The sequence below is a fragment of the Burkholderia sp. FW306-1C-G01B genome (assembly GCF_058781685.1).
Genome location: NZ_JBYSWZ010000003.1, coordinates 397,332 through 419,683, shown reverse-complemented (window position 1 = coordinate 419,683; position 22,352 = coordinate 397,332). Strand labels below are relative to the sequence as shown.

At 66.7% G+C, this 22,352-nt stretch carries 20 protein-coding genes and 1 pseudogene; 7 read left to right on the top strand and 14 right to left on the bottom strand.

All coding sequences use genetic code 11. The annotated features are described in order from the left end of the window. Nucleotides 1-6 precede the first annotated feature (6 nt). From AC3WLY_RS09365 to AC3WLY_RS09325, 9 genes and pseudogenes are all read right to left on the bottom strand, one after another. On the bottom strand, nt 7-798 hold the full coding sequence (locus AC3WLY_RS09365; protein WP_310134103.1) for an ATP-binding cassette domain-containing protein: 792 nt from the start codon (nt 796-798) through the stop codon (nt 7-9). A gap of 27 nt (nt 799-825) precedes the next feature. After that, the gene (locus AC3WLY_RS09360; RefSeq protein WP_175963845.1) at nt 826-1,572 is read right to left on the bottom strand and encodes an ABC transporter permease; all 747 of its coding nucleotides are present in this window, start codon (nt 1,570-1,572) and stop codon (nt 826-828) included. Nucleotides 1,573-1,584: 12 nt separating this feature from the next. Further along, nucleotides 1,585-2,307: an ABC transporter permease gene (locus AC3WLY_RS09355; RefSeq protein ID WP_175963846.1), complete on the bottom strand. Its 723-nt coding sequence runs from the start codon at nt 2,305-2,307 to the stop codon at nt 1,585-1,587. 97 nt (nt 2,308-2,404) lie between these two features. Then, on the bottom strand, nt 2,405-3,265 hold the full coding sequence (locus tag AC3WLY_RS09350) for a transporter substrate-binding domain-containing protein (RefSeq protein WP_175963904.1): 861 nt from the start codon (nt 3,263-3,265) through the stop codon (nt 2,405-2,407). Between the two features lie 418 nt (nt 3,266-3,683). Next, nucleotides 3,684-4,095 (bottom strand): annotated as a pseudogene (locus AC3WLY_RS09345) (glyoxalase); the annotation flags it as partial. A gap of 78 nt (nt 4,096-4,173) precedes the next feature. Continuing rightward, nucleotides 4,174-4,620, bottom strand: a complete 447-nt coding sequence (locus AC3WLY_RS09340; protein ID WP_492308988.1) for a DoxX family protein — start codon at nt 4,618-4,620, stop codon at nt 4,174-4,176. Nucleotide 4,621: 1 nt separating this feature from the next. After that, complete coding sequence (locus AC3WLY_RS09335) at nt 4,622-6,511, bottom strand: amidohydrolase (protein ID WP_492308989.1); 1,890 nt, start codon at nt 6,509-6,511, stop codon at nt 4,622-4,624. 19 nt (nt 6,512-6,530) lie between these two features. Continuing rightward, the gene (locus AC3WLY_RS09330; RefSeq protein WP_034184358.1) at nt 6,531-6,698 is read right to left on the bottom strand and encodes a DUF1427 family protein; all 168 of its coding nucleotides are present in this window, start codon (nt 6,696-6,698) and stop codon (nt 6,531-6,533) included. A 170-nt stretch (nt 6,699-6,868) separates the two neighbouring features. Next, the gene (locus AC3WLY_RS09325) at nt 6,869-7,555 is read right to left on the bottom strand and encodes an isochorismatase family protein (RefSeq protein ID WP_310134091.1); all 687 of its coding nucleotides are present in this window, start codon (nt 7,553-7,555) and stop codon (nt 6,869-6,871) included. 310 nt (nt 7,556-7,865) lie between these two features. Between AC3WLY_RS09325 and AC3WLY_RS09320 the strand changes: the two genes are divergently transcribed. Beyond that, nucleotides 7,866-8,132, top strand: a complete 267-nt coding sequence (locus AC3WLY_RS09320; protein WP_111021481.1) for a XapX domain-containing protein — start codon at nt 7,866-7,868, stop codon at nt 8,130-8,132. Between the two features lie 332 nt (nt 8,133-8,464). Then, nucleotides 8,465-9,373 carry a LysR family transcriptional regulator gene (locus AC3WLY_RS09315; RefSeq protein ID WP_175961650.1) on the top strand — a complete coding sequence of 303 codons (909 nt, stop codon included), beginning with the start codon at nt 8,465-8,467 and terminating at the stop codon, nt 9,371-9,373. Nucleotides 9,374-9,437: 64 nt separating this feature from the next. Here the strand turns inward: AC3WLY_RS09315 and AC3WLY_RS09310 are convergent, their stop codons facing one another. Together AC3WLY_RS09310 and AC3WLY_RS09305 are read right to left on the bottom strand one after the other, a co-directional pair. Beyond that, entirely contained in the window at nt 9,438-10,901 is a 1,464-nt protein-coding gene (locus tag AC3WLY_RS09310) for a mechanosensitive ion channel family protein (protein WP_175961651.1), read from the bottom strand. Between the two features lie 360 nt (nt 10,902-11,261). Next, nucleotides 11,262-13,055, bottom strand: a complete 1,794-nt coding sequence (locus AC3WLY_RS09305) for an ATP-binding protein (RefSeq protein ID WP_492308990.1) — start codon at nt 13,053-13,055, stop codon at nt 11,262-11,264. A gap of 485 nt (nt 13,056-13,540) precedes the next feature. Between AC3WLY_RS09305 and AC3WLY_RS09300 the strand changes: the two genes are divergently transcribed. Continuing rightward, entirely contained in the window at nt 13,541-14,182 is a 642-nt protein-coding gene (locus tag AC3WLY_RS09300; RefSeq protein ID WP_492308991.1) for an HD domain-containing protein, read from the top strand. Between the two features lie 46 nt (nt 14,183-14,228). On the opposite strand, the gene AC3WLY_RS09295 is transcribed toward AC3WLY_RS09300, so the two are convergent. Then, on the bottom strand, nt 14,229-15,050 hold the full coding sequence (locus AC3WLY_RS09295; RefSeq protein WP_175961654.1) for an alpha/beta fold hydrolase: 822 nt from the start codon (nt 15,048-15,050) through the stop codon (nt 14,229-14,231). Between the two features lie 70 nt (nt 15,051-15,120). Beyond that, the gene (locus AC3WLY_RS09290) at nt 15,121-15,546 is read right to left on the bottom strand and encodes a DUF3331 domain-containing protein (protein ID WP_175961655.1); all 426 of its coding nucleotides are present in this window, start codon (nt 15,544-15,546) and stop codon (nt 15,121-15,123) included. 555 nt (nt 15,547-16,101) lie between these two features. Between AC3WLY_RS09290 and AC3WLY_RS09285 the strand changes: the two genes are divergently transcribed. Next, the gene (locus AC3WLY_RS09285; protein ID WP_492308992.1) at nt 16,102-16,923 is read left to right on the top strand and encodes an alpha/beta fold hydrolase; all 822 of its coding nucleotides are present in this window, start codon (nt 16,102-16,104) and stop codon (nt 16,921-16,923) included. A gap of 145 nt (nt 16,924-17,068) precedes the next feature. Here the strand turns inward: AC3WLY_RS09285 and AC3WLY_RS09280 are convergent, their stop codons facing one another. Further along, nucleotides 17,069-18,649: an MFS transporter gene (locus tag AC3WLY_RS09280; RefSeq protein WP_492308993.1), complete on the bottom strand. Its 1,581-nt coding sequence runs from the start codon at nt 18,647-18,649 to the stop codon at nt 17,069-17,071. 44 nt (nt 18,650-18,693) lie between these two features. On the opposite strand from AC3WLY_RS09280, the gene AC3WLY_RS09275 reads away from it, so the two are divergent. The 3 genes from AC3WLY_RS09275 to AC3WLY_RS09265 all read left to right on the top strand — a co-directional run bounded on the left by AC3WLY_RS09275 (nt 18,694) and on the right by AC3WLY_RS09265 (nt 22,303). Further along, on the top strand, nt 18,694-19,761 hold the full coding sequence (locus AC3WLY_RS09275) for an HlyD family secretion protein (RefSeq protein WP_425132138.1): 1,068 nt from the start codon (nt 18,694-18,696) through the stop codon (nt 19,759-19,761). Continuing rightward, entirely contained in the window at nt 19,758-21,182 is a 1,425-nt protein-coding gene (locus AC3WLY_RS09270) for an efflux transporter outer membrane subunit (RefSeq protein ID WP_425132137.1), read from the top strand. The genes AC3WLY_RS09275 and AC3WLY_RS09270 overlap by 4 nt, the downstream gene beginning before the upstream one ends. Nucleotides 21,183-21,268: 86 nt before the next feature. Continuing rightward, complete coding sequence (locus AC3WLY_RS09265; protein ID WP_425132136.1) at nt 21,269-22,303, top strand: LysR family transcriptional regulator; 1,035 nt, start codon at nt 21,269-21,271, stop codon at nt 22,301-22,303. Nucleotides 22,304-22,352: the final 49 nt, after the last annotated feature.

Sequence of the window (22,352 nt, the reverse complement as noted above, 5' to 3'; positions counted from 1 at the left end):
GCAGCCTCAGTTCGTGGAACGGTCGTGATGGCTCGACACGAACTGCCGGAAGCGCTCGGAGCACTGGCCGCCGAACAGATCGCCGGGCGTGCCGTCCGAATCGACTTCGCCCTGATGCAGGAACATCACGCGGTTCGACACGTGCCGTGCAAAACCCATCTCGTGCGTGACGACCAGCATCGTGCGCCCTTCCTCCGCGAGCGAGCGCATCACGCGCAGCACCTCGCCGACCAGTTCCGGATCGAGCGCCGACGTCGGTTCGTCGAACAGCATCACCTTCGGATGCATCGCGAGCGCACGGGCGATCGCGACGCGCTGCTGCTGGCCGCCCGACAGGTGCGCCGGATAGTAGCCGCGCTTGTCCGCGAGGCCGACGCGCGCGAGCAGCGCCTCGGCTTCCTCGACCGCTTCCGCGCGGCTGCGCTTCTGCACGCGCAGCGGGCCTTCGACGAGGTTGTCGAGCACCGTCATGTGCGACCACAGGTTGAAGTTCTGGAACACCATGCCGAGCTGCGAACGGATCCGGTCGACCTGACGCCGGTCGCCCGGATGCAGCTTGCCGTCGCGCGTGCGCTTCATCTTCAGTTCCTCGCCGGCGAGCGCGACGGTGCCGTCGTCGGGCGTCTCGAGCAGGTTCAGGCAGCGCAGGAACGTGCTCTTGCCCGAGCCGCTCGCGCCGAGGATCGAGATCACGTCGCCCTCGTGCGCATCGAGCGAAATGCCCTTCAGCACATGGTGATCGCCGAACGACTTGTGGATGTTCCTGACCGACAGGGCAACGGGAGCAGCGGTGTTCATCGGATTCTCCGGGAAGGATGGATACGCTCAGGGCGCGACGCGCCGGGCATTGCGTGCCGCCGCGGCGGGCACGCCGGCCGGCTTCGGCGCGCGCAGGTGGGCCGACAACCGCCATTCGAGCGCGCCGAGCACGCGCACGACGATGAAGTTCAGGCCGAGGTAGATGAGGGCCGCGCACACGAACACCTCGGTCGTGCGGTAGGTCTGCTGGATGATCTGCTGCGCGACGCCCGTCACTTCCCACACCGTGACGAGGCTGGCCAGCGCGGTCGACTTGACGAGCAGCACGGCTTCGGTCGAATACGCGGGCAGGCACTGGCGCAACGCGATCGGGCCGATCACGCGCCGCAGCAGCGCGAAGCCCGACAGGCCGATCGAATAACCGGCCTCGATCTGCCCGACCGGCACGGCCATCAGCCCGCCGCGCACGATCTCGGCCGTATAGCCTGCCGTGCACAACGCCAGCGACAGCACCGCGCACGCATACGGTTCGCGCAGCAACGGCCACATGAAGCTCTCGCGAATCACGCCGAACTGGCCGAGCCCGTAGTACACGAGAAACATCTGGATCAGCAGCGGCGAACCGCGAAACACCAGGATGTACGCGCGCGCGAAGCGGTTCGGCAGCCAGTGCGGCGACACGCGCATCGTGACGATCACGAGCGACAGCAGGCCGCCGAGCACGAGCGACGCGAAGAACAGGCCGAGCGTGGTCGGCACGGCCGCGAGCAGCTGGCGCAGCGTGTCGATGAGGAAGTCGAAATCGATGGACATGCGTGCTCTCCGTCAGTTGCGCGCGAAATTGCGGCGGAACGAGCGGCCGACGATCGCTTCCGCCCGGTTGAACACGCGGTTCGACAGGCCCGTCATCACGAGGTAGAGCGCGCCGCCCGCGACGAAGAACACGAAGTACTGGTGCGTCGAGTTCGCGGCGATCTGGCTCGTGCGCAGCAGCTCGGCGAGCCCGGTGACCGAGATCAATGCGGAGTCCTTGAGGCTCAGTTGCCACACGTTGCCGATGCCGGGCAGCGCGAAGCGCAGCACCTGCGGAATCAGGATGCGGCGCAGCACCATGCCGCGCGACATGCCGATCGAGCGCGCCGCTTCGAGCTCGCCCTTCGACACGGCCAGCACGGCCGCGCGGTAGACCTCCGCCTGATACGCGCCCGAGATCATCCCGACCGCCAGCGCGCCGATCACGAACGGCGGCACGCCGATGAAGCCTTCCGCGCCGAACCACTGGCCGATGGTCGTGACGAGCGTCGAGCCGCCGAAATAGAACAGGTAGATGACGAGCAGTTCGGGCACGCCGCGAAACACCGTCGTGTAGAGATCGCCGAGCAGGCGGGCGCTGCGGTGGCGCGACAGTTTCGCGGCCGCGATCGCGGCGCCGATCGCGGCGCCGACCGCGAGTGCGGCGAGCGTCAGCGCGACCGTCATCAGTGCGGCGAGCAACAGCACGCCGCCCCAGCCTTCGGTTCCGAAGCCGAGCATTTCAAGAATCGCCATGCGTGTCTCCCGGCATGCGTTGAGTGAATCTGCAGGATGCGCGCCGCCGTGTCGTTGCGTCGTGACGTCAACTACGCGGCGGCGGCCGAACGCGCGCTTACGGCGTCACGTCGGTCTTGAACCACTTGTCGGCAAGCTTCTTCACGGTGCCGTCCGCGAGCGCCGCGCCGATCGCCGCATCGAACCTGGTCTTCAGGTCGGCATCCTGCTTGCGGAACGCGAGACCTTCGCCCGGCCCCCAGATCGGCCCGCCGAGCTTCGGGCCCGCGAGCACGATCGACGCGTTTTCCTTCTTCTCGGTGTTCGCCGCGTAGTACGTGACGTCGTCGAACGACGCATCGATGCGCCCGGCGACGAGGTCGAGATCGCGCTCGGGCGAGGTCTTGTACACGCGGATCGACGCGATGTCCTTGAAGCTGTCGTTGATGAATTTCGTATAGACGGTGCCCGACTGGATGCCGATCGTCTTGCCCTTCAACTGCTTGCGCAGCGCGTCGACGGTCGGCTTGTCGGCGTTCGCGTCGCCGGTCAGCTTGACGGCCGGCGCGCCGGGCGCGGCCTTCGGCAGGATCTTCGTGTCGGTGACGGCGAACGTCGCCGGCGTGGCCGCATAGGGGCGCGAGAACAGCAGGATCTTCTCGCGCTCCGGCGTGATCGAGATCGCATCCATCAGGACATCGAACTTGCCGGCCTGCAGGCCGGGAATCATCCCGTCCCAGTCCTGCGCGACCATGTTGCACTGGATCTTGATCCGGCCGCACACGTTGGCGAGCAGTTCCGGTTCGAAGCCGCCGAGCTTGCCGCCCGGCAACGTGAGGTTCCACGGTGCGTAGCCGCCTTCGAGCGCCACCGTCACGGTCTTCCATTCCTTTGCCTGAACCGGCGCGGCAAGCGTTGCCGCTGCAGCCGCGATGACGCCGATCGTCCTGATTGCCCACTTGATGCGCTTGCCGTTCACGAGATTTCTCCTTGCGTTGAAGTTCGTCATCCCCTCGGTCATTCAAGCCGCCTCAGGAATTTGTCTATACAAGCATGCAAGAAGAAAAACCGCGGGACAAGCGCTGATCAAAAAAAACCGCGTAAACGCGGGAAATCCCCTAAATACAGGGCTCCAGCGCGCGTCATTGCGGGGAATCCGGGCACGGATTTGGTGCAGCGAACGTGGACAAATCCCAAGGATGACTAGACAAATTTTGAATTCGATCGCCTGGGTGCCGACCATTCGACGCGCGGAGACAGGCAGGTCGGACTGACCGGCATAAGGTCTGATGATTGGATATCCCGGCGATGCCCGAACGAGTATTCCGGGCCGCGCTTCGACATCGCGCGCGCCCGGTATGGCCGCGCGTTCGCGTTCTCCGGAAGTCGACGCGAGCGCGACCGATCGGATCGGGGAACATGTCGACGCCCCCATCCGCGCCATGCTCGCGCGCCACCTTCATGGCCGTTTCGATGTCGGCCACGAGATAGCCCGTGCGCGCCGCTGCGGGCGGCCAGGGGATCGGTGTCTTGAAGCGAAACGAGGAAATCGTGCCGGACGGCGCAAGGACGAGCTGAGGCAGGGGCCGACCGGGTGTCGGCGTCACCTGGAAGACACCTGATTCGACTTGCTGCCGCCAGACCTCGCGACAAAGCTGTCGGTGAAACGGTTGAAATCGCCGGGGGCGACGGACACGAGCATCGCGTGTCGTATTGCGGACCTGCCGCGAGCGCACGTGCATGCGTAGCGGCAGGTCCGGGAGGCGTTGCGAACGAAGCGGGAGCGGCAACGAAGCCGTCCGCCAGCATCAGCGCAAGCAGTGCAGTTCAGTGCGAACGTTCTCCGCGGTTGAATTTCCTTCCTGTTTCAACCTGTCGGACAAACGATCAGGCGCGGCTGTCCCCTTCCCCGCTTCGAACATCGCCAAGCATGGTGACGAGGACGAGCGCGGCGATCAGCCCCAGGTGCTCGAAGAAGCTGTTGAGCGCCATGAAGCGCGCCACGCCCGTGCGGTTCCAGAAGTCGTTCGCCACCAGCATCGCGACGACGGTCAGCACGCCGAGTCCACCCGCGCCAATCCAGGTGAACCGGCGAAATACCACGCACAGCGAACCGCCGATCTCGACCACAACCGCCAGTGCAGCCCAGAACGCGGGCGGATGCAGGCCGAAATGCGCCTGCTCCGCGATCGCATCGTCGAAGTGCAGTGCCTTGTCGACGCCTCCGATCAGGAAGGCGGAAACCAGCGCAAGTCGCACCAGCGCGCCGACCCACGGCTGCGCCAGCAGGACGCGAATCCACCCTGGGCTGTACCGGCCGATTGTCGTCGACATGTCAGATCGCCCAGCAGGAACAACCGAACGCGCCCCAGAAGCCCTTCGCGTCCGACGTCGGCAACGCACTGCCCCACGCGCTCGCATGTGCATGCGCGTGCACGTTGCACGCGCTCGCGCAGCCGCACATCGCGGCGGCCGCCGCACGCTGCAGCGGTGCGCCGTTGCGCTGCGTCGCGCCCCAGCCGCCGTAGCCGCCGTACTCGCGCACCGGCGACCAGTCCGGCATCGCGGGCGGAATCGGCGCGTCGTGCGACGCGAACGGCCCCGCGCCCCATACGATCTTGCCGCCGACCACCGTCAGCAACGCGGTCGTGCCCGCGATATCGTCCTCCGCGCATGCGAAGAAATCGCGATCCGGGACCACCAGGTCGGCGAGCTGCCCGACCGCTACACGCCCTTTCTTCCCTTCCTCGTTCGAGAACCAGGTCACGTATTCGGTCCACATCCGCAGCGCGGTCTCGCGATCGAGCAGGTTGCGCTGCGGATACATGCGCAGCCCACCGACCGTCTTGCCCGTCACGAGCCACGCGAGCGACACCCACGGGTTGTACGACGCGACACGCGTTGCGTCGGTGCCGGCCGACACCTTGATGCCCTTCGACAGCATCTTCGCGACGGGCGGCGTCGCTTCGGCTGCCTGTGCGCCATAACGCTCGACGAAGTATTCGCCCTGGTACGCCATCCGGTGCTGCACCGCGATGCCGCCGCCCAGCGCCGCAATACGGTCCATCGATTTTTCGGTAATGGTTTCCGCGTGATCGAAGAACCAGTTCAGGCCGTCAAGCGGGATGTCCTTGTTGACCTTCTCGAACACGTCGAGCGCGCGGTCGATCGTTTCGTCGTAGGTCGCATGCATGCGCCACGGCCAGCGGTTCTGTGCGAGCACGCGCACGACGCCTTCGAGATCGTCCTCCATCTGCGCCGGCAGGTCCGGGCGCGCGACGCGGAAATCCTCGAAGTCGGCCGCCGAGAACACCAGCATCTCGCCGGCGCCGTTGTTGCGGAAATAGTCGGTGCCGTCGTGATACTTGACGCTCTTGGTCCAGTTCACGAAATCTTCCTTCTCCGCATTCGGCTTCTGCGTGAACAGGTTGTACGCGATCCGGATCGTCATCTCGCCCGCGTCGTGCAGCTTGCGGATCACTTCGTAATCGTCGGGATAATTCTGCGAACCGCCGCCCGCATCGATCACGCCCGTCACGCCGAGACGGTTCAGTTCGCGCATGAAGTGGCGCGTCGAGTTGTACTGGTATTCGAACGGCAGCTTCGGCCCCTTCGCGAGCGTCGCGTAGAGGATCGTCGCGTTCGGGTTCGCGAGCAGCAGCCCGGTCGGGTTGCCCGCGGCGTCGCGCAGGATCGTGCCGCCCGGCGGCTCGGGCGTGTCCTTCGTGTAGCCGACCACGCGCAGCGCGGCCGCGTTCAGCAGCGCACGGTCGTACAGGTGCAGGATGAACACCGGCGTATCGGGCGCAGCGGCGTTGAGCTCCTCGATCGTCGGCAGGCGCTTCTCGGCGAACTGGTGCTCGGTGAAGCCGCCGACCACGCGCACCCATTGCGGCGCGGGCGTGATCGCGACCTGCCGCCTGAGCATGTCCATCGCGACTGCGAGCGACGGCACACCGTCCCAGCGCAGTTCCATGTTGTAGTTCAAACCGCCGCGAATCACGTGGCAGTGGTTGTCGATCAGGCCCGGCAGCACGGCGCGGCCGCCGAGGTCGACGACCTTCGTCGCGCGCCCGGCGAGCCGCATGACGTCCGCTTCGTTGCCGACCGCAACGAAGCGGCCGGCGGCTATCGCCACCGCTGTCGCGGTGGGGTTGGCGCGGTCGAGGGTCGTGAACCTTCCGTTGTGAAGGATCAGATCCGGTTGGGACTCGGTTGCGGTCATATACGTCACCTCGTTTCGATCAGAAGCCAAAGAGCTGTTTGAGGGTGGGGATGGCCTGCACGCCGATCAACATGCCGAGCAACCCGACAAGCGCAATCAGCGGCGGCGCCGGAGAACGGACCTTGATTGCGCTGTAAATGACACCGATCAGCAAGCCCGCACCAAGGGAAACCAGATAAGGTTCCATACGATCAATTTCTCGGACAGGTTGGAATGCAGGTCGTAACGTCCTGGCAAACACGCTGCGGGCGGCATCCGTGAATCGACCACGTACGCCGCCCGCGATTTCATATTGCCGATGCCACGGGTTCGCGGGGAACACGCCGCATCAGCATCGACAGTCGCGACTGCCTTCGGTCACTTCGCCGGCACGGGCGGGATCGACTCGTGCGGCGTCGCGGTACGCTGCGCGGCCTTGTGGACCATCGTGTACGCGTAATCGACACCCATCCCGTACGCGCCCGAGTGCTCCTTCGCGATCGCCATCACGGCGTCGTAAGTCTCGCGGTGTGCCCAGTCGCGCTGCCACTCGAGCAGGACCTGCTGCCACGTCACGGGCACCACGCCGGCCTGGATCATCCGTTGCATCGCGAAGTCGTGCGCGTCCTTCGACGTGCCGCCCGATGCGTCGGCGACCATGTAGATCTCGTAGTCGCCTTCGAGCATCGCGCAGAGCGCGAACGTCGTATTGCAGACTTCGGTCCACAGACCGGAGACGACCACCTTCTTGCGGCCGTTCGCGGCCAGCGCGTCGCGCACCTTCTGGTCGTCCCACGAGTTCATCGACGTGCGTTCGAGCGTCTTCTGGTTCGGAAACACGTCGAGCAGCTCGGGATAGGTGTGACCCGAGAAGCTGTCGCTTTCAACCGTCGTGATCGTGGTCGGGATGTTGAATACCTTCGCAGCCTTCGCGAGCCCGACGACGTTGTTCTTCAGCACCTGACGATCGATCGACTGCACGCCGAACGCCATCTGCGGCTGCTGGTCGATGAAGATCAGCTGGCTGTTATGGGGGGTGAGTACTTCGAGTTTCGGATTGCTCATGGCTGTCATGTCCTTTGACGCGGAGAAAAAAGAGGGTCTGCCTCGCCGGCAAGCCGGGGGCGCCCAATGCGCTGTGCCGGCAGGTTTTCCTGCCAGCCGGTGTCATTCAACACGCGATTTCATGTTAACGCCACTTAATCAAATCGATTAATAAAATCCCTAAAAACAGGCCTTAAAAGATCTTAAAACCATCGAATTGAATGATCACATCAAAAAAGACCTGCTACGCTATTGAATAAATACAGGATCGTCCACGGATCAGTAGTTATCCGTATTTTTCACACGATTGTCATTCATTTATATCCGAATCATGAAGCCGTATATTTCATCGCTGCTTGCCGGGATTCTCGCCGGCGTCGTCTACTTCCTGATCGGCGTGCAATCGCCCGCTCCGCCCACGATCGCGCTGGCCGGCCTGCTGGGCATTCTTGCCGGCGAACAGATCCTGCCGATCGCACGGAGGATGCTTGCGGGGATTCATCTGAAAACCGCGTGGAGCGAGGCGAAGTGCAGCCAGCACATGTTCGGCTCCCTGCCCGGCGCCCAGGCATCCGATGCCGCCGCGAAGAAACGTTAATCGACGCCGTCGCGACCCACGTTGACTGACCGGATTCGGGGAGGCCGACCGGCGTGCCGGCCAATCTCCCGACGCCGACCACACGCAGGCAAGCCGGAACGCGAAGCAGCCGCGAAACCCGGGCCCATTCTGCACGGCCCCCCCGTGCGCTGACGCTGCGGAAATGGCGCACATCGCCAATACCGATCGGACGCTGAATTCGCGCGAGGCAATCCTGCCCGAAAAAGGATAGCGCCTCCGGCGCCGGCAACCGGATTAATTGTTCTGAATCGTATTGGTCTCCGCGGTGCTTGGCGATACCATGACAGCCCGACGCCCGCGTGGATTCCATCATGAAGCTGTCATTCGAAGCGCTCGAAGCGCTGGACGCGATCGATCGCACCGGCACGTTCGCCGAAGCCGCGGAGCTCCTGCACCGCGTACCGTCTGCGCTGACCTATCTCGTACAAAAACTCGAAAGCGACCTCGACGTCGCGCTGTTCGACCGCAGCGGGCGCCGTGCGAAGCTCACGCACGCGGGCCGCGTGGTCGTCGAAGAGGGCCGCCGGCTGCTGCATGCCGCCCAACAGCTCGAACTCAAGGCGCTGCGTGCACAGCAAGGCTGGGAAACCGAGGTTCGCATCTGTATCGACGAGATCCTGCCGTTCGACGCGTTGTGGCCGTACGTGCATACGTTCTACGGACTCGAGATGAACACGCGGCTGCGCCTGTCCACCGAAGTGCTCGGCGGTACCTGGGATGCGCTGATTTCGCGCCGCGCGGATCTCGTCGTCGGCGCGGTGGGCGAGCCGCCGGAGCTGCCGGACATCGTCGCGCGGCCGATCGGCACGCTCAGGCACGTGTTCGCCGTCGCCCCCACCCATCCGCTCGCGGCGTTGCCCGAACCGCTGTCGATGGCGTCGGTCGTCGAGTATCGCGGCGCCGTCATCAGCGATACCTCGCGCGAACTGCAGCCGCGCTCGGTCAACGTCGATGCCGGGCAGCCGTATCTTGCGGTCCCCACGCTCGCCGCAAAACTGGCCGCGCAGTGCGAAGGACTCGCGGTGGGCACGCTGCCGGATTGCGTCGCGGCACGCGCGATCGCGCAGGGCAAGCTCGTCGCGCGCCAGGTGACCGGCATGCGCGACACGACACATTGCTATATCGCGTGGCGCGGCGACGAGGCCGGACGCGCGCTGCACTGGTGGGTCGAGCAGCTCGACCGCCCCGATCTCGTCGACCGGTTCACCGCGCTCGCCTGATTCCGCCGCACGCCGGCCGCACCGCTCGATCGGCCTTTTCCCGCGATCTCCCGCCACCGCCGCGTCAGCCGAACGAATCGTGAAGGCGCTTCATCTCCTTCTCGAGCCATTCGATCAGGTTGAACGACGCATGCGCCTTCGCGGCCGGCGGGATCATCATCTTTTCCTCGGTCGCGATGTGTTCGTTAAGGGATTCGCACATCAGCCGTCCGAGTTCGGGTTTCCTCGCGAGCAGCGGCGACAGGTCGCGGCTGCTCAACTGATAGGCCGTCACGGCCGTCACCGCGTAGACGCTCGCATGAAGTTGCGTGCCGGCCAGCACGACGGACTGGCCGATCGCGTCGCCGGGCACCATCCGCCTGACTTCGATGTCGCCTGTCGCGCCCGGCACGAACACCGACGCGACACCGGACCCGACGATCGTCAGCAGGCGCGTATCGGAATTCGACGCGTAGATCACGTCCCCCTTGTGAAATACGCGCGACGCCAGCGCATTGGCCAGCACCGCCAGATCCTCGTCGCCGAGTTGCCTGAAGAGTTCGACCGCGCGCAGCAGCCGTTGACCGCTCGAAGCCGGCCGGTGCGCCTCGGCCGTCCCGCCGAGCGGGCGCAGCGCGATGTCCGCGGCGGCGAGATGCCGGTGGGCCAGATCGTAGAGCCGGTTACGCACCGCCACCTTTTTTTGCAGCGCGTCGACGTAACAGACGAGTTCGTATTCGACGGAATTGGTCTTGAAGGCCTTGACGACCGAGATCGGCGCGGGACTGGCCAGCACGTCCAGCGAACTGGCGGCAGCGCGGTCGAGCGCATCGACGACGACGGCCGGCCGCACCGCCGGATCGATCTCGATCGTCAGTGTCACGCCGTGCACGCTCGCGGGTTCGCTCAGGTTGACGATCGTCGCCTTCGCCGCCGTGCTGTTCGGCACGACGACCAGGTTGCCGAGGCTGTTGATCAGCTTGGTCGCGCGCCAGTTGCTTTCGACTATCCGCCCTTCCAGTTCGCCGATGGCCACCGTATCGCCCAGGCGAAACGGCTGGGTGGTATTCAGCACAAGGCCCGAGAACACGTCGTTCAGCGTGTTCTGGACGGCCAGGCCGAGGATCACGGCCACGGCGCCCGAGGTCGCGACCAGGCCGCTCAGCGGCAGGCCCAGTACGTAGCCCAGCGCGGCTACCGCGGCCGCACCGAACACGGCGCCCGCGGCGATGTCGTGAAACAGCCGTTGGTTGCGCCACGCGCGCGGCAGCAGCAGATGATCGAGCATCAGGCTGAACACCAGCGCGCACTGCAGCCACCAGGCGACGCCGATCGCCTGGATTGCGAGCCGGTCGAACCGGTCGGGCGACGGCGGCACCGCGAGCGGGCTCACGCCGGTGGCGAACAGCACATAGGTCAGCGCGGCGAACGACGCGCAGCGCCAGACCGCTTTCGTCGTCGAACGGCCAGGCCCGAGCAACCGCCATGCAACGAGGTCGGCAACGACGATCGGTGCGCCGTAGGCGACCGTGACGGACAGGTTCAGCATGCCGGAACGGGCCGCGGGCGCGCTGCGCGACTGGCGGGGAACCCGCGCGATCGCATGGCTCGCGCTACCCGATCCGGCGAGCGGCCGCCCGCGGCGAATCGTGACGTGAAAGGTCGGACTGGACAGGTTTCATGCGGTAGTCGTTCGATGACGCGCGAAGTCGCCGCGGCACGACATGTGCCGAGCGCCGCCCCACGCCGGCATTCGGTGGCGTCGGGATATCGACAAGCGGCGGTGCGAGCCGGTCTGCTGCCCGCCCGCCGATCGCCGACGGTCTCCATGCATGCAATGTAGACGCACCGGCCGGCCAAGTCCTGAGTTCAGGCTGAAACGTTCTGAATTCGGCAGCGGCGCGCGCCGTTACGGTTCGCGCGCCGGCAACCCGGCCTCGTCCGCGGCGACCCCGAGCGCGTGCAGTTCGGACCAGGCGTCGTGCACGCCCCGCGTCGGCCCCGACGTATGGGCGAGCGCGGCGGCATAGGCGGCCAGCAGGCGCACGCGCGCGTCCTCGCGCGCCGGCGTCTCGTCCATATTCCGCATTGCATCGAGCGCCGCGCGCGCCCGTTCGCGACATTCGTCCACCAGCGACAGGTCGAACAGGCACGGGACCGCGACAGCCGCCAGTGCGATGCCGACCTCCGCATCGCCGTTCGGCGAAAACGCCCAGTCGAGCGCCGCGCGCAGATTGCCGAGTTCGCGCCGGATCACGTCGAGCCGCGATTCGGCCCGCGGCCCGTCGTCGCCGCCGGGCGCAAGCCTGAACAACGTATGGAAGTAGTTCGCATGCGCGAGTGCCGCGGCCGCGCATTCGCCGTTGTTCGCGAGCTGCTGCAGCGCATACGCGCGCGTCGTGGTCAGCAGCCGGTAGCGCGGCGCGCCGTGCGCGCTCTCGAGGCTCAGGAGCGACTTCGAGACGAGGCCGGCGATCGTGTCGAGCAGGTCCGCATCGACCAGCCCCTTCGTGCCGACGATCTCCCGCACCGCGTCGATCGAGAAGCTGTCGCGGAACACGCCGAGCCACCGCAACAGCAGGCGCTCCGCGTCCCCGAGCAGGCGGTAGCTCCAGTCGTACATCGCCTGAAGCGTCTGATGACGCGGCAAGGCCGTACGAAAACCGCCGGTCAGCAACCTGAAGTGATCGTCGAGATGCGCGGCCAGCACATCGATGCCGAGCACGGCCGCTCGGGCCGCTGCCAGTTCGATGGCGAGCGGGAGACCGTCGAGACGCCGGCATACCGACGCCATCAGCGACACACTGCGTCCATGGAGCGGAAAGCGAGGGTCGGCGGCGCGCGCGCGCGCCGAGAACAGTTGCACCGCGCTTGCGCGCAGGATCTCGGCATCGTCGGCGCCTTCGCCGGGCACATCGAGCGGCGGAATCGGACACAGCCGCTCGCCCTGGATACGCAGCGCCTCGCGGCTGGTCGCGAGGACGCACAATCCGGCGTCGGACTCGGTCAGTGCAGTCGCGATCTGCGCGGCGGCATCGAGCAGATGTTCGCAATTGTCGAGCACCAGCAGCATCCGGCGGTTCGCCACGCTGGCCAGCACCGCTTCGAGCGTCAGCGATCCGGCCGGCTGCACGATGCCGAACGCACCCGCGAGCGCGGCGGGCACGAATTGCGGACACGCAACCGTGGCCAGCGACACGAACGCGGCACCCTCCGGAAAACTCGCCTCGGCCCGCATGGCCGCTTCGAGCGCGACCCGCGTCTTGCCGATGCCGCCCGCCCCGACCAGCGTCACGACGCGCGCGGTGTCGAGCGCCGCGAGGACGTCGGCGACGGTCTGCTCGCGGCCGACGAGCGCGGTCGGCGCGGCGGTCAGCCGCGACGCCGCGGGACGCACGGCCGCCGCGCTTTCGGCCTGGACGCCGACCAGCCGATAGCCGCGCCCCGGCACCGTGACGATCAGGTTCCGGTCGCCGGCCAGCGCCTTGCGCAACGCGGCGATATGCACCTGCAGGTTGTTTTCCTCCACGATCGTGTGCGGCCACACACGCTGCATGATTTCGTCTTTCGATACCAATGCGCCATTCGCCCGAATCAGGAGTTCGAGAATTTCGAATGCGCGGCTGCCGATGCGCAGCAGTTTGCCGTTCGAGCGAATTTCACGTCTGTCTAGAAAAACGTGAAGTGTTCCAATCCTGATCATGGAAATTCTTAATCGACTTCATTCATTGATGCCCTGTCAGAAATGACACCGGTTTGGTGCCATGCTACGGCATTTGTCTAATGAGGTGATTCAAATTATCAGAACGGAAGGAGCAAATTTTTTGAATCGACGAGAACCGTGATCGCCGCGACGCCTCCCGGCACGGCGCACCACGACATCCTGCATTTTCAATGTGCGAAACATTCGTTCATTCGTGAACTCGTTTCTCGGATAAAACGGCCGATTGGCCGGAATCGATTTCGTGATCTCGTTAATTGAAATCGCAGTTCGAATGACTTGCGAAAAAAACCAGGTAAAAGCGACGTGCAAAACGCGGCGAAATCGATTCCGGGCGTGAGAGCCGGTCGGATTTTCCGTTCAGAACGATTCAGGCGCCGCTCAGGACATTCAGCGGCGCGGCGCGCGACGATGGTTCGACGGCGCCAGCGTCGCGCGACCGCCGTCACGCCGCGAGGAACACGACCATGGGCAACCGTATCGCCGGCATCCCGATTCCCGACGGCCCGATCGCTCGGGAGGCCGCCGCGACCGTGCGCGCCGGCGAACCGGAACTCCTGTTCCGGCACGCGATGCGCGTGTTCGCATTTGCGTCGATCATCGGGCTGCGTCGCGGCATCGCATGCGACGCCGAGCTGCTGTACGTCGCCGCGCTGTTCCATGACTTCGGGCTGACGGAGCGCTACCGGGATTCGCGCCGGCGCTTCGAAATCGACGGCGCGAATGCCGCTCATGCATTCCTCTGCGGATACGGCGTCGCCGCCGGCGATGCGGAAGAGGTCTGGCGTGCGATCGCGCTGCACACGACCTTCGGCATTCACCCGCACATGACGCCGTTGACGGCGTTGCTCGGCGCAGGTATCGAGACGGATCTCTTTGCGCGTCATTTCGACGAAGTGAGCCGATCCGAACGCGACGAGATCGTGAACGCGTGGCCGCGCGGCCCGTGTTTCAAGGAGCTGTTCCTCGAGGTGCTCGCCGCGGGCACCGCGCATCGCCCTGCCGCTGCGTTCGGCAACGTCGGCGCCGACGTGCTCGAGCGTTGCGACCCGGACTATCGTCGGACGAATTTCTGCGGCCTGGTGCTCGGGTCGAAATGGACGGAGTGAGCCGTCCGGTCGGCCGGGCCCACTCCGCCGCGTCATCCCCGCCGGGTCATGCGCGGGCGAACGCCAGCAGTTCGTCGTTCAATCGTTGCGCGTGCGACAGATACAGCGCATGCGGCCCGCCCTCGTAGACGCTCAGCGTCGCGTGCGGCACGCGCTTCGCGGCGGCGGCGCCCGTGAGCGCGAGCGGCACCGTCTGGTCGTCGTCGCCGTGAATCACGAGCGTCGGCACGTCGAACTTGTCGAGATCCGCCCTGAAATCGGTTTCGGAAAACGCGCCGACGCAATCGAGCGTGCCCTTCAATCCGCCCTGCAGCGCCATGAACGACGTCCAGTCGAGCGCGGCGCGCGAGATCGTCGAAGCGGCCCGGTTCGAACCGGTGAACAGCGGCCAGAAGTTCTCGAAGAAGGCCGCGCGGTCGGCCACGATGCCCGCGCGAATACCGTCGAACACGGCCACGTCGACACCGTCCGGATGGTCGTCGCGCCGCGCGACCAGCGGCGTCACCGACCCGATCAGGACGGCCTTCGCGATGTGTCGCGTGCCGTGCCGGCCGATGTAGCGTGCCACTTCGCCGCCGCCCATCGAAAAGCCGACGAGCGTCACGTCGCGCAGCCCGAGCGTCTCGATCAGCGTCGCGAGATCGTCCGCCAGCGTGTCGTAGTCGTATCCGGTCCACGGCTGGCCGGATCGGCCGAAGCCGCGCCGGTCGTAGGCGATGCAGCGAAAGCCGTTCGATGCGAGATGATGCATCTGGACGTCCCACATGTCCGCATTCAACGGCCAGCCGTGAATGAATACGACCGGGCGCCCTGCGCCCCAGTCCTTGTAGTGGATCGAAACGCCGTCGCGTGTCGTGAACGTGCTCATGAAGATTCCTCAGCGGTGAAAAAGTAGCGGCCGCCGGCGATGGCCGACGGATGGGGCGCACCGTTCAGGGTCATGAACGGGACAGCCTGACGATGAACCGGTCCAGTTCGGACGCGAGGATCACCTCCCGGTAGTTCGCGGGGCGCTTCGCTCCGCGCCACTGCGGCTTGTAGATCGCATCGCCGGTATGAATCGTGATGCCGGTCAGCGCGCAGCGGCCGAGGGCGCGGGATTTTGCGCTGATCCAGCGCTGCTCGTCGTAGCGGCAGCGGGTCGGATCGCTCCACGATATCAACACCGACGAATCGGTCTGCCGCTCGGCGGCGACGATCGCGCAACGGCGGCGCACGCCGCCGCTCGACGCGGGCGGCGCATCGTCGCGATGGCGACGGCGTACGGGTTCCGGGTCGCGCAGATGCGGCGGCGCACAGCGGCTTGCGGCCGGCGACGGGTCGAGCAGCGTCATCACGTGTTCCCAGCGATTGAATTCGTCCATGGCGGCGTACCCAGGCAAGTGGCAAAGGGCGCGGATGTATCGCACCCGCCCGCATTGCGGTCGTCATCCGCCGGCACGAACTGGCAAGACCCGCGACGGGATGACCTGATGCTGACGATACCGAGCCGCCGCTGAAGAGTCTTGATTCCAGGCTTAATTTTTCTGGCCGGTGCGTTCGCGCGGCTTGCGCCGCGACCGGCTTCATGAAAATTCAGCGCGATTTCAGTACAGGCTGCATGACCCCGCGATAGGCTCCTGTCGGCGTTCGTTCGCTAACACTTGCGCGCCTGCCGGCCCGCGACCGCGAACCCACGCCGGCTGCCGGCGCGATTGCCGCATGCGGGCAGGTCCGCACCATCCATCCAACGCGGCATCGTTCCACCGCACGTTCAAGGAGTCCCAATGCGTCCAGCAGACATCGACGCCGTTCCCTCGGCGCGTCGCCGAGACATGCTGCTTGCCGGCGCGACCGCCGTTGCAGCCGCCGCGCTGCCGGCCGCTGCCGCCGCTGCCGCCCCCAAACACGCCGCTTCCGCCCATCAAGGAGCTCATGCGATGAACACGATCACCACCAAAGACGGTACGCAGATTTACTTCAAGGACTGGGGCAGCGGCCGCCCGGTCGTCTTCTCGCACGGCTGGCCGCTGTGCGCCGACGCGTGGGATCCGCAGATGCTGTTCCTCGTGCAGCACGGCTATCGCGTGATCGCGCACGACCGCCGCGGTCACGGCCGCTCGAGCCAGCCGTCGCACGGCAACGACATGGACACGTATGCCGACGATCTGGCGGCGCTGATGGATGCGCTCGACCTGCGCGAAGCCACGCTCGTCGGCCATTCCACCGGCGGCGGCGAAGTCGCGCACTACATCGGGCGCCACGGCACGAAGCGCGTGTCGAAGGCCGTGCTGATCGGCGCCGTGCCGCCGCAGATGGTGAAATCGGCGTCCAATCCCGGCGGCCTGCCGATGGACGTATTCGACGGGATCCGCAAGAACGTCGCCGAGAACCGCTCGCAGTTCTACAAGGATCTCGCCGTGCCGTTCTTCGGCTTCAACCGTCCGAACGCCAAGGTGTCGCAGGGCACGATCGACGCATTCTGGGCGCAGGGCATGATGGGCGGCGCCTATGGCCAGTATCTGTGCGTCAAGGAATTCTCCGAGGTCGACTACACCGAGGACCTGAAGAAGATCGACGTCCCGACGCTGATCCTGCACGGCGACGACGACCAGATCGTGCCGATCGACGATTCGGCCCGCCTGTCCGCGAAGATCGTGAAGCACGCGCAACTCAAGGTGATCCCCGGCGGCGCGCACGGGATGTGCGTCGTCAACGCCGACCGGATCAATGCCGAACTGCTCGCGTTCCTGAAGGCGTAAGCATCGCGGCACGGCGCGCCAGGCCTTCAGGCCGGCGCGCCCTTCAGTACGTTTCAGGATTTTTCAGGTCGCCGCCATTGCGTTGCGGCGGGCGCGATCGCCAGGATCGTCGATGCGGCATATCCGCCGATCCGGCGCCGCACGCTCACGGCGCACGCGCCGGCCTGAGCAGCAAGCCGATCAACACCCCCGCGACCGCGAAAGCCGTCGCGACACGGAAATTGTCGGCCAGCGCGAGCGTGGTCGCCTGGATGCGAACCGCCCGGTCGAGCAGCGCATAAGCCGCCTGGTCGCCGGTCGCGAAGGTCGCGCCGTGCGACACGAGCAACGCCGCGCCGGCCCGCAGGCGCTCCAGCGTTTGCGGATCCGACAGCGTGACATGCAGACCGACGAGATTCGAATGGGTAGCCTCCATGATGCGCTGGACCACCGCGATCGACGTCGTGCCGAGCTGCCCGCTCAGCAGGCGCGTCGTCTGCACGACGGCGCCGAACGTCAGTACATGCTCGGCCGTCGCGTGCTTGCCGAAAAAGAACACGACCGACGTGAGTGCCATCGTCTGCCCCAGCGCCTGCAGCAGCTGCGACGGGATGAAGTCGGGTTCGGCCCAGACGGGCGTGAGGCGCGCGCCGAGCGCGAACGCGACCGCCACCATCGCGAAGCCGACCACGATCAGCCGGCGCGGATCGACGCGTTGCAGCAGCCACGCCACGCACGGCGCGAACAGCAGTTGCGGCATCGCGATCCAGCGCAGCGTATCGCCGATCTGCAGCGGGCGAAGCCCGTAGGTGCTCGCGAGAAACGCCGACGGAATGAAGCTCGTGTTGAGCACGGTAAAGCGCACGAGGCCGACGAGCAGGATCAGCAACGCGACGTTGGGCAGCGCGAGGTAGCCGAGATCGAGCCCGGCCCGTCGCGACGTCAGTTCGTGGATCAGGAACGCGGCCACCATCACGATGCCGATGCACAGCAGCGCGACGATCAGCGGCGACTGGAACCAGAACAGCCGCTCGCCCTGATCGAGCGCGATGCACAGGCACGCGAACCCGCCGGCGCCGAGCAGCATGCCGCGCGTATCGATACCGGACGCGATGCGCTTGATCGGCTCGGTGGACAGCGACAGCATCAGGCAGACGATGAACGGCACGGTCAGCAATGCGTTCTGCCAGAACAGCCAGCGCCAGCTCAGGTGTTCGCTGTACCACCCTTCGAGCGTCGCCGACAGGTTGAGCGACATCTCGAGGTTCATCGCATACGCGGCGATGCCGAACGGAATCAGCCGCGGCGGCAGCGTGCGGACGACGAACCCGACGGTCAGCGGCACGAACACGCCGGACGCGAAACCGGCCAGGCTCTGGAACACGATGAACGCGCCGAAGTTCGTGCACAGCGGCAGCACGCTTTCGACGACCAGAAATACCGCGGCGCCCGCCAGCAGCACGCGACGCGTGCCGAACACGAAGGCCGCTGCGATCGCGAGCGGCCCGACGAACATCTGCGACGCGATGAACGCGGTGTTGATCCATGCGCCCTCGTCGAACCCGACGCCGAGCGCACCGCGTATGTCGGCGAGCCCGAGCGACGTGATGCGCGACGTCAAGGTCGCGATGATCGCGCCGAGCAGCACGGCCGCGATCGCGGCGATCGAACGAAACGTCGGTATGTCGGAGGCCGGCGCTGCGGCCGGCCCCGGTGTCGCGCCACCGGGGGCGAACGTGGTGTTCATCGTCGAGCGGCTCCCGCACAAAAAGCTCGCGCAAGCATAGCGCGATGCGACAAACCCTGTCTTTTCGATGGAGTATCCCGATCGTGACCACGAACCCGCCGGACACGCCGCCCACTTCCGCCGCGCGCTCGCGCAAATGGCCGGTCGTATCGATCGCCGGATGCGCGCTGTTGCTCGTCGCGCTGCTGGTCTATGAATTCGACGCGCATGATCGCGGCACCGACGACGCGTACGTGACGGGCCACCTGCACGTGATCTCGCCGCGCGTGGCCGGCACGGTCGAGCGCGTGCTGGTGAACGACAACCAGTTCGTGCACGCGGGCGACCCGCTCGTGCGGCTCGACCCGCGCGATTTCGACGTGCGCGTCGCGCTGCAGCGGGCCCGCGTCGCGCAGGCGCGCTCCGATGCGAGCCGCGCGAAGGCGCTGGTCGAGCAAGCGGAAGCGACGCTCGTGTCGGCGCATGCCGACGCCGAGAAGGCCGAGCTCGACTACGCACGGGCACGCGAACTGACCCGCGAAACCCCGCGCGGATTGTCGCAGCAGGAATTCGACGCCGCCAACGCGGCGCGCAAGTCCGCCCGCGCACGCATCGAGGCGGCCGACGCGCAGCGGCGCAGCGCGCAGGCCGCGCAGCAGGCCGCCGATGCTGTGTCGAACCAGAACGACGCCGAGTTGCGCGATGCGGAGCTCCAGCGCCAGTACACGACCGTCGTGGCGCCGTCGGACGGCTACGTCGGCAAGAAGACCGTCGAGACCGGCGAGCATGTCGCGCCCGGCCAGGCACTGCTCACGCTCGTCGAACCGCACCCGTGGGTGGTCGCGAACTTCCGCGAAACCCAGCTCCGGCACGTTCGCGCCGGCGACGTCGTGCAGTTGCGCTTCGACGCGCTGCCGGACCGGACCTTCAGCGGGCACGTCGACAGCCTGTCGCCCGCGACCGGCGGGCAATTTGCGCTGTTGCCGCCCGACAACGCGACCGGCAACTTCACGAAGGTCACGCAGCGGGTGCCGGTCAAGATCCTGCTGGACGGCCCGGCCTCGGCCGAACCGCGCATTCGGCCCGGCCTGTCGGCCGTCGTCTCGCTGCAACGCACCCGCGAGCAGCCATGACCCGCATCGCCGCCCTGCTCGCCGCCGGCCTGCTGAGCGCGTGCACGATCGCGCCGCAGCCGCTCGCCCCCGTCGCGGTCGGAACCGACCGGTTCCGCCATGCGGATGGGCCCGACGAACCCGCCCCGTCGCTCGTCGAATGGCCCGCATCGTTCGGCGCTCCGCCGCTCGTCGCGCTCGTCGATGCCGCGCTCGCCGGCAACCACGACATCCGCGCCGCCGCGGCGCGCGTCGACCAGGCGCAGGCGCTGCTCGGCGTGCGCGAAGCCGCACTGGCGCCGACCGTCGGCGTCGATCCGTCGTTCAGCCGCTCACGCGTATCCGGCACGGTCGACAACGCGTTGCCGAAACGCACGATGCACAACTGGTCGGTGCCGTTCAACGCCAGCTATGAAGTCGATCTGTGGGGGCGCCTGCGCGGCGATGCGGAGATCGGCCGGCAGAACGTGCTGCAGGCAGACGCGGATCGTGCGGCCGTTCGCCTGCGCGTCGCGACCGACGTCGCGAGCGATTACCTGACGCTCCATTTCGTCGAGCAGGATCTCGCGACGCTGGCCCGCGCGATCGAGCTGCGACGCACCGCACTCGACGTGATCGCCGCACGCGTGCGGGCCGGCGCGGCAAGCGATCTCGACGCGCTGCGCGCGGCGGCCGATCTCGATACGGCTCGCGCCGATCTCGCGGACAGCCGGCGGCTGCGCGAAAACCTCGTCGACGCGCTCGCCGTGCTGACCGGCGTCTCCCCGAGCGCATTCTCGATCGCGCCGACCGCCTCCGCCATGCGCGTGCCGGAGGTGCCGCCCGGCCTGCCGTCCGCGCTGCTCGCGCAACGGCCGGACGTCTATGCGGCGGCGCGCCGCGTCGACGCGGCATCGCTCGAAATCGGCGTCGCCCGCACCGCGTGGCTTCCGACCTTGACGCTGACCGCCCAGGGCGGGTTCGCCAGCCGCGACCTCGGCACGTTTCTCGACCGCAACAGTTCGCTGTGGGGCCTCGGCGCGAGCGTGGCCGAAACGGTGTTCGACGGCGGCAAGCGCGAAGCCGCGGTGGCCGCCGCGAAGGCAGGCGCGGAACTCGCCGACGCGAACTATCGCGCGACCGCGCTGGGCGCGCTGCGCGAGGTTCAGGACGCACTCAACGACATCGCCGCGCAGAAAGAGCGGATCGTTCGCTACGACAGCGCGGCGCGCGCCACCGAAGCGGCGGCGCGATTGTCGCTGAGCCGTTACGGGCACGGCTACGTCAGTTATCTCGAGGTCATCGATGCGGACCGGGACGCACTGAATGCGCGACGCCAGCTGATTCATAGCCGCCAGGCACTCGCGATCGCGACAGTCAATCTCGTGCGCGCGCTGGGCGGCGGGTGGACGCCGCCTGCGGCGAGACCGGCGGACGTCGCGAATCGCGCGGACCGGTTCTGAAAAAAACATCGACGCGCCCTCGGCCTCCGTTCAAACAGCCTCACGTATTTTCATATCGCTCTTAAGCTTACCTAACGTTTTTTGTGTTGCCCGGTACCGGTGTGCCGCATAGATTGGTCACATACGAATCCACCGAAGCGAGACCTGTCATGGATCGCCTGAAAACACTCGAGATACTCAAGACGGTTGCCGAACAAGGCAGCTTCACGAAAGCCGCCGAGGCCCACCGGCTCGGCGTCCCCTGTATCAGCCGCGCGATCCGGTGCCTCGAGACGTCGCTCGGCGTGCTGCTGTTTCACCGCACGACGCGCAAAGTGACGCTGACGCGCGTGGGTCAGGACGTGCTCGAGCAGGCGCTCGCGTTGCTGCAGCAGTACGAGCGCTTTTCCGTATGCTGTCACGCCAATGCAAGCGAGATGCAAGGCGACATCTCGATCGAGGTCTCGAACCTGTTCAGCGTAGATCGCCTGGTGCCCGTCCTGGCCGAGTTCAATCGGCAGCACCCGCTCGTGCGAATCCGCGTCGACTGGGTCGATCACCCGAGCGCGGCCCTGAGCGGCGCAACGGATCTGTCGATCGTCACCGAACGAACGTCGAGTCTGACGTGCGTCGAGCGGGGCCTCGGGCGCATCCCGATGGGCCTTTACGCAAGCCCGCGGTATCGGGCCGCAGGCGGCGCAGCGGACACGCCGCAGGCGCTCGAACGCATGGATGCGCACGGCAGCAAACCGGGTAGCGGCGGTTCGGCATGGCCGCTGCGGCACCGGCGTACCGGCGCGACCGCCGAGATACGGCTGGCCGGCGCGATCCGCTCGAACTGCCTCGATACGCTGATTCTCGCGACGACGCGCGGCACCGGCTTCGCCGTGCTTCCGGAGCATCTCGCGCGGCCGCTCGAGCGCGACGGCGAACTCGTTCGCCTGCTGCCCGACTGGCAGGTCGGCGACCTCGGCGCGTCGCTGCTCTATCACTCGCGCCGGAACCTGCCCGTGCGCATCAGAACGCTCGCCGAACATCTCGTCGCCGCGTTCGACGGCAGCCCCGACGCGCGGCCGGCAGCGCGGCGCGACGCGCACGTCGTCACGCACGCCGCGGATGCCGACAGCGAAGTGGCCGCATGAACGCCGTCGCCCGCGTCATCGGGCCCCGCCCGCCGAAGCCGGCGCCGTT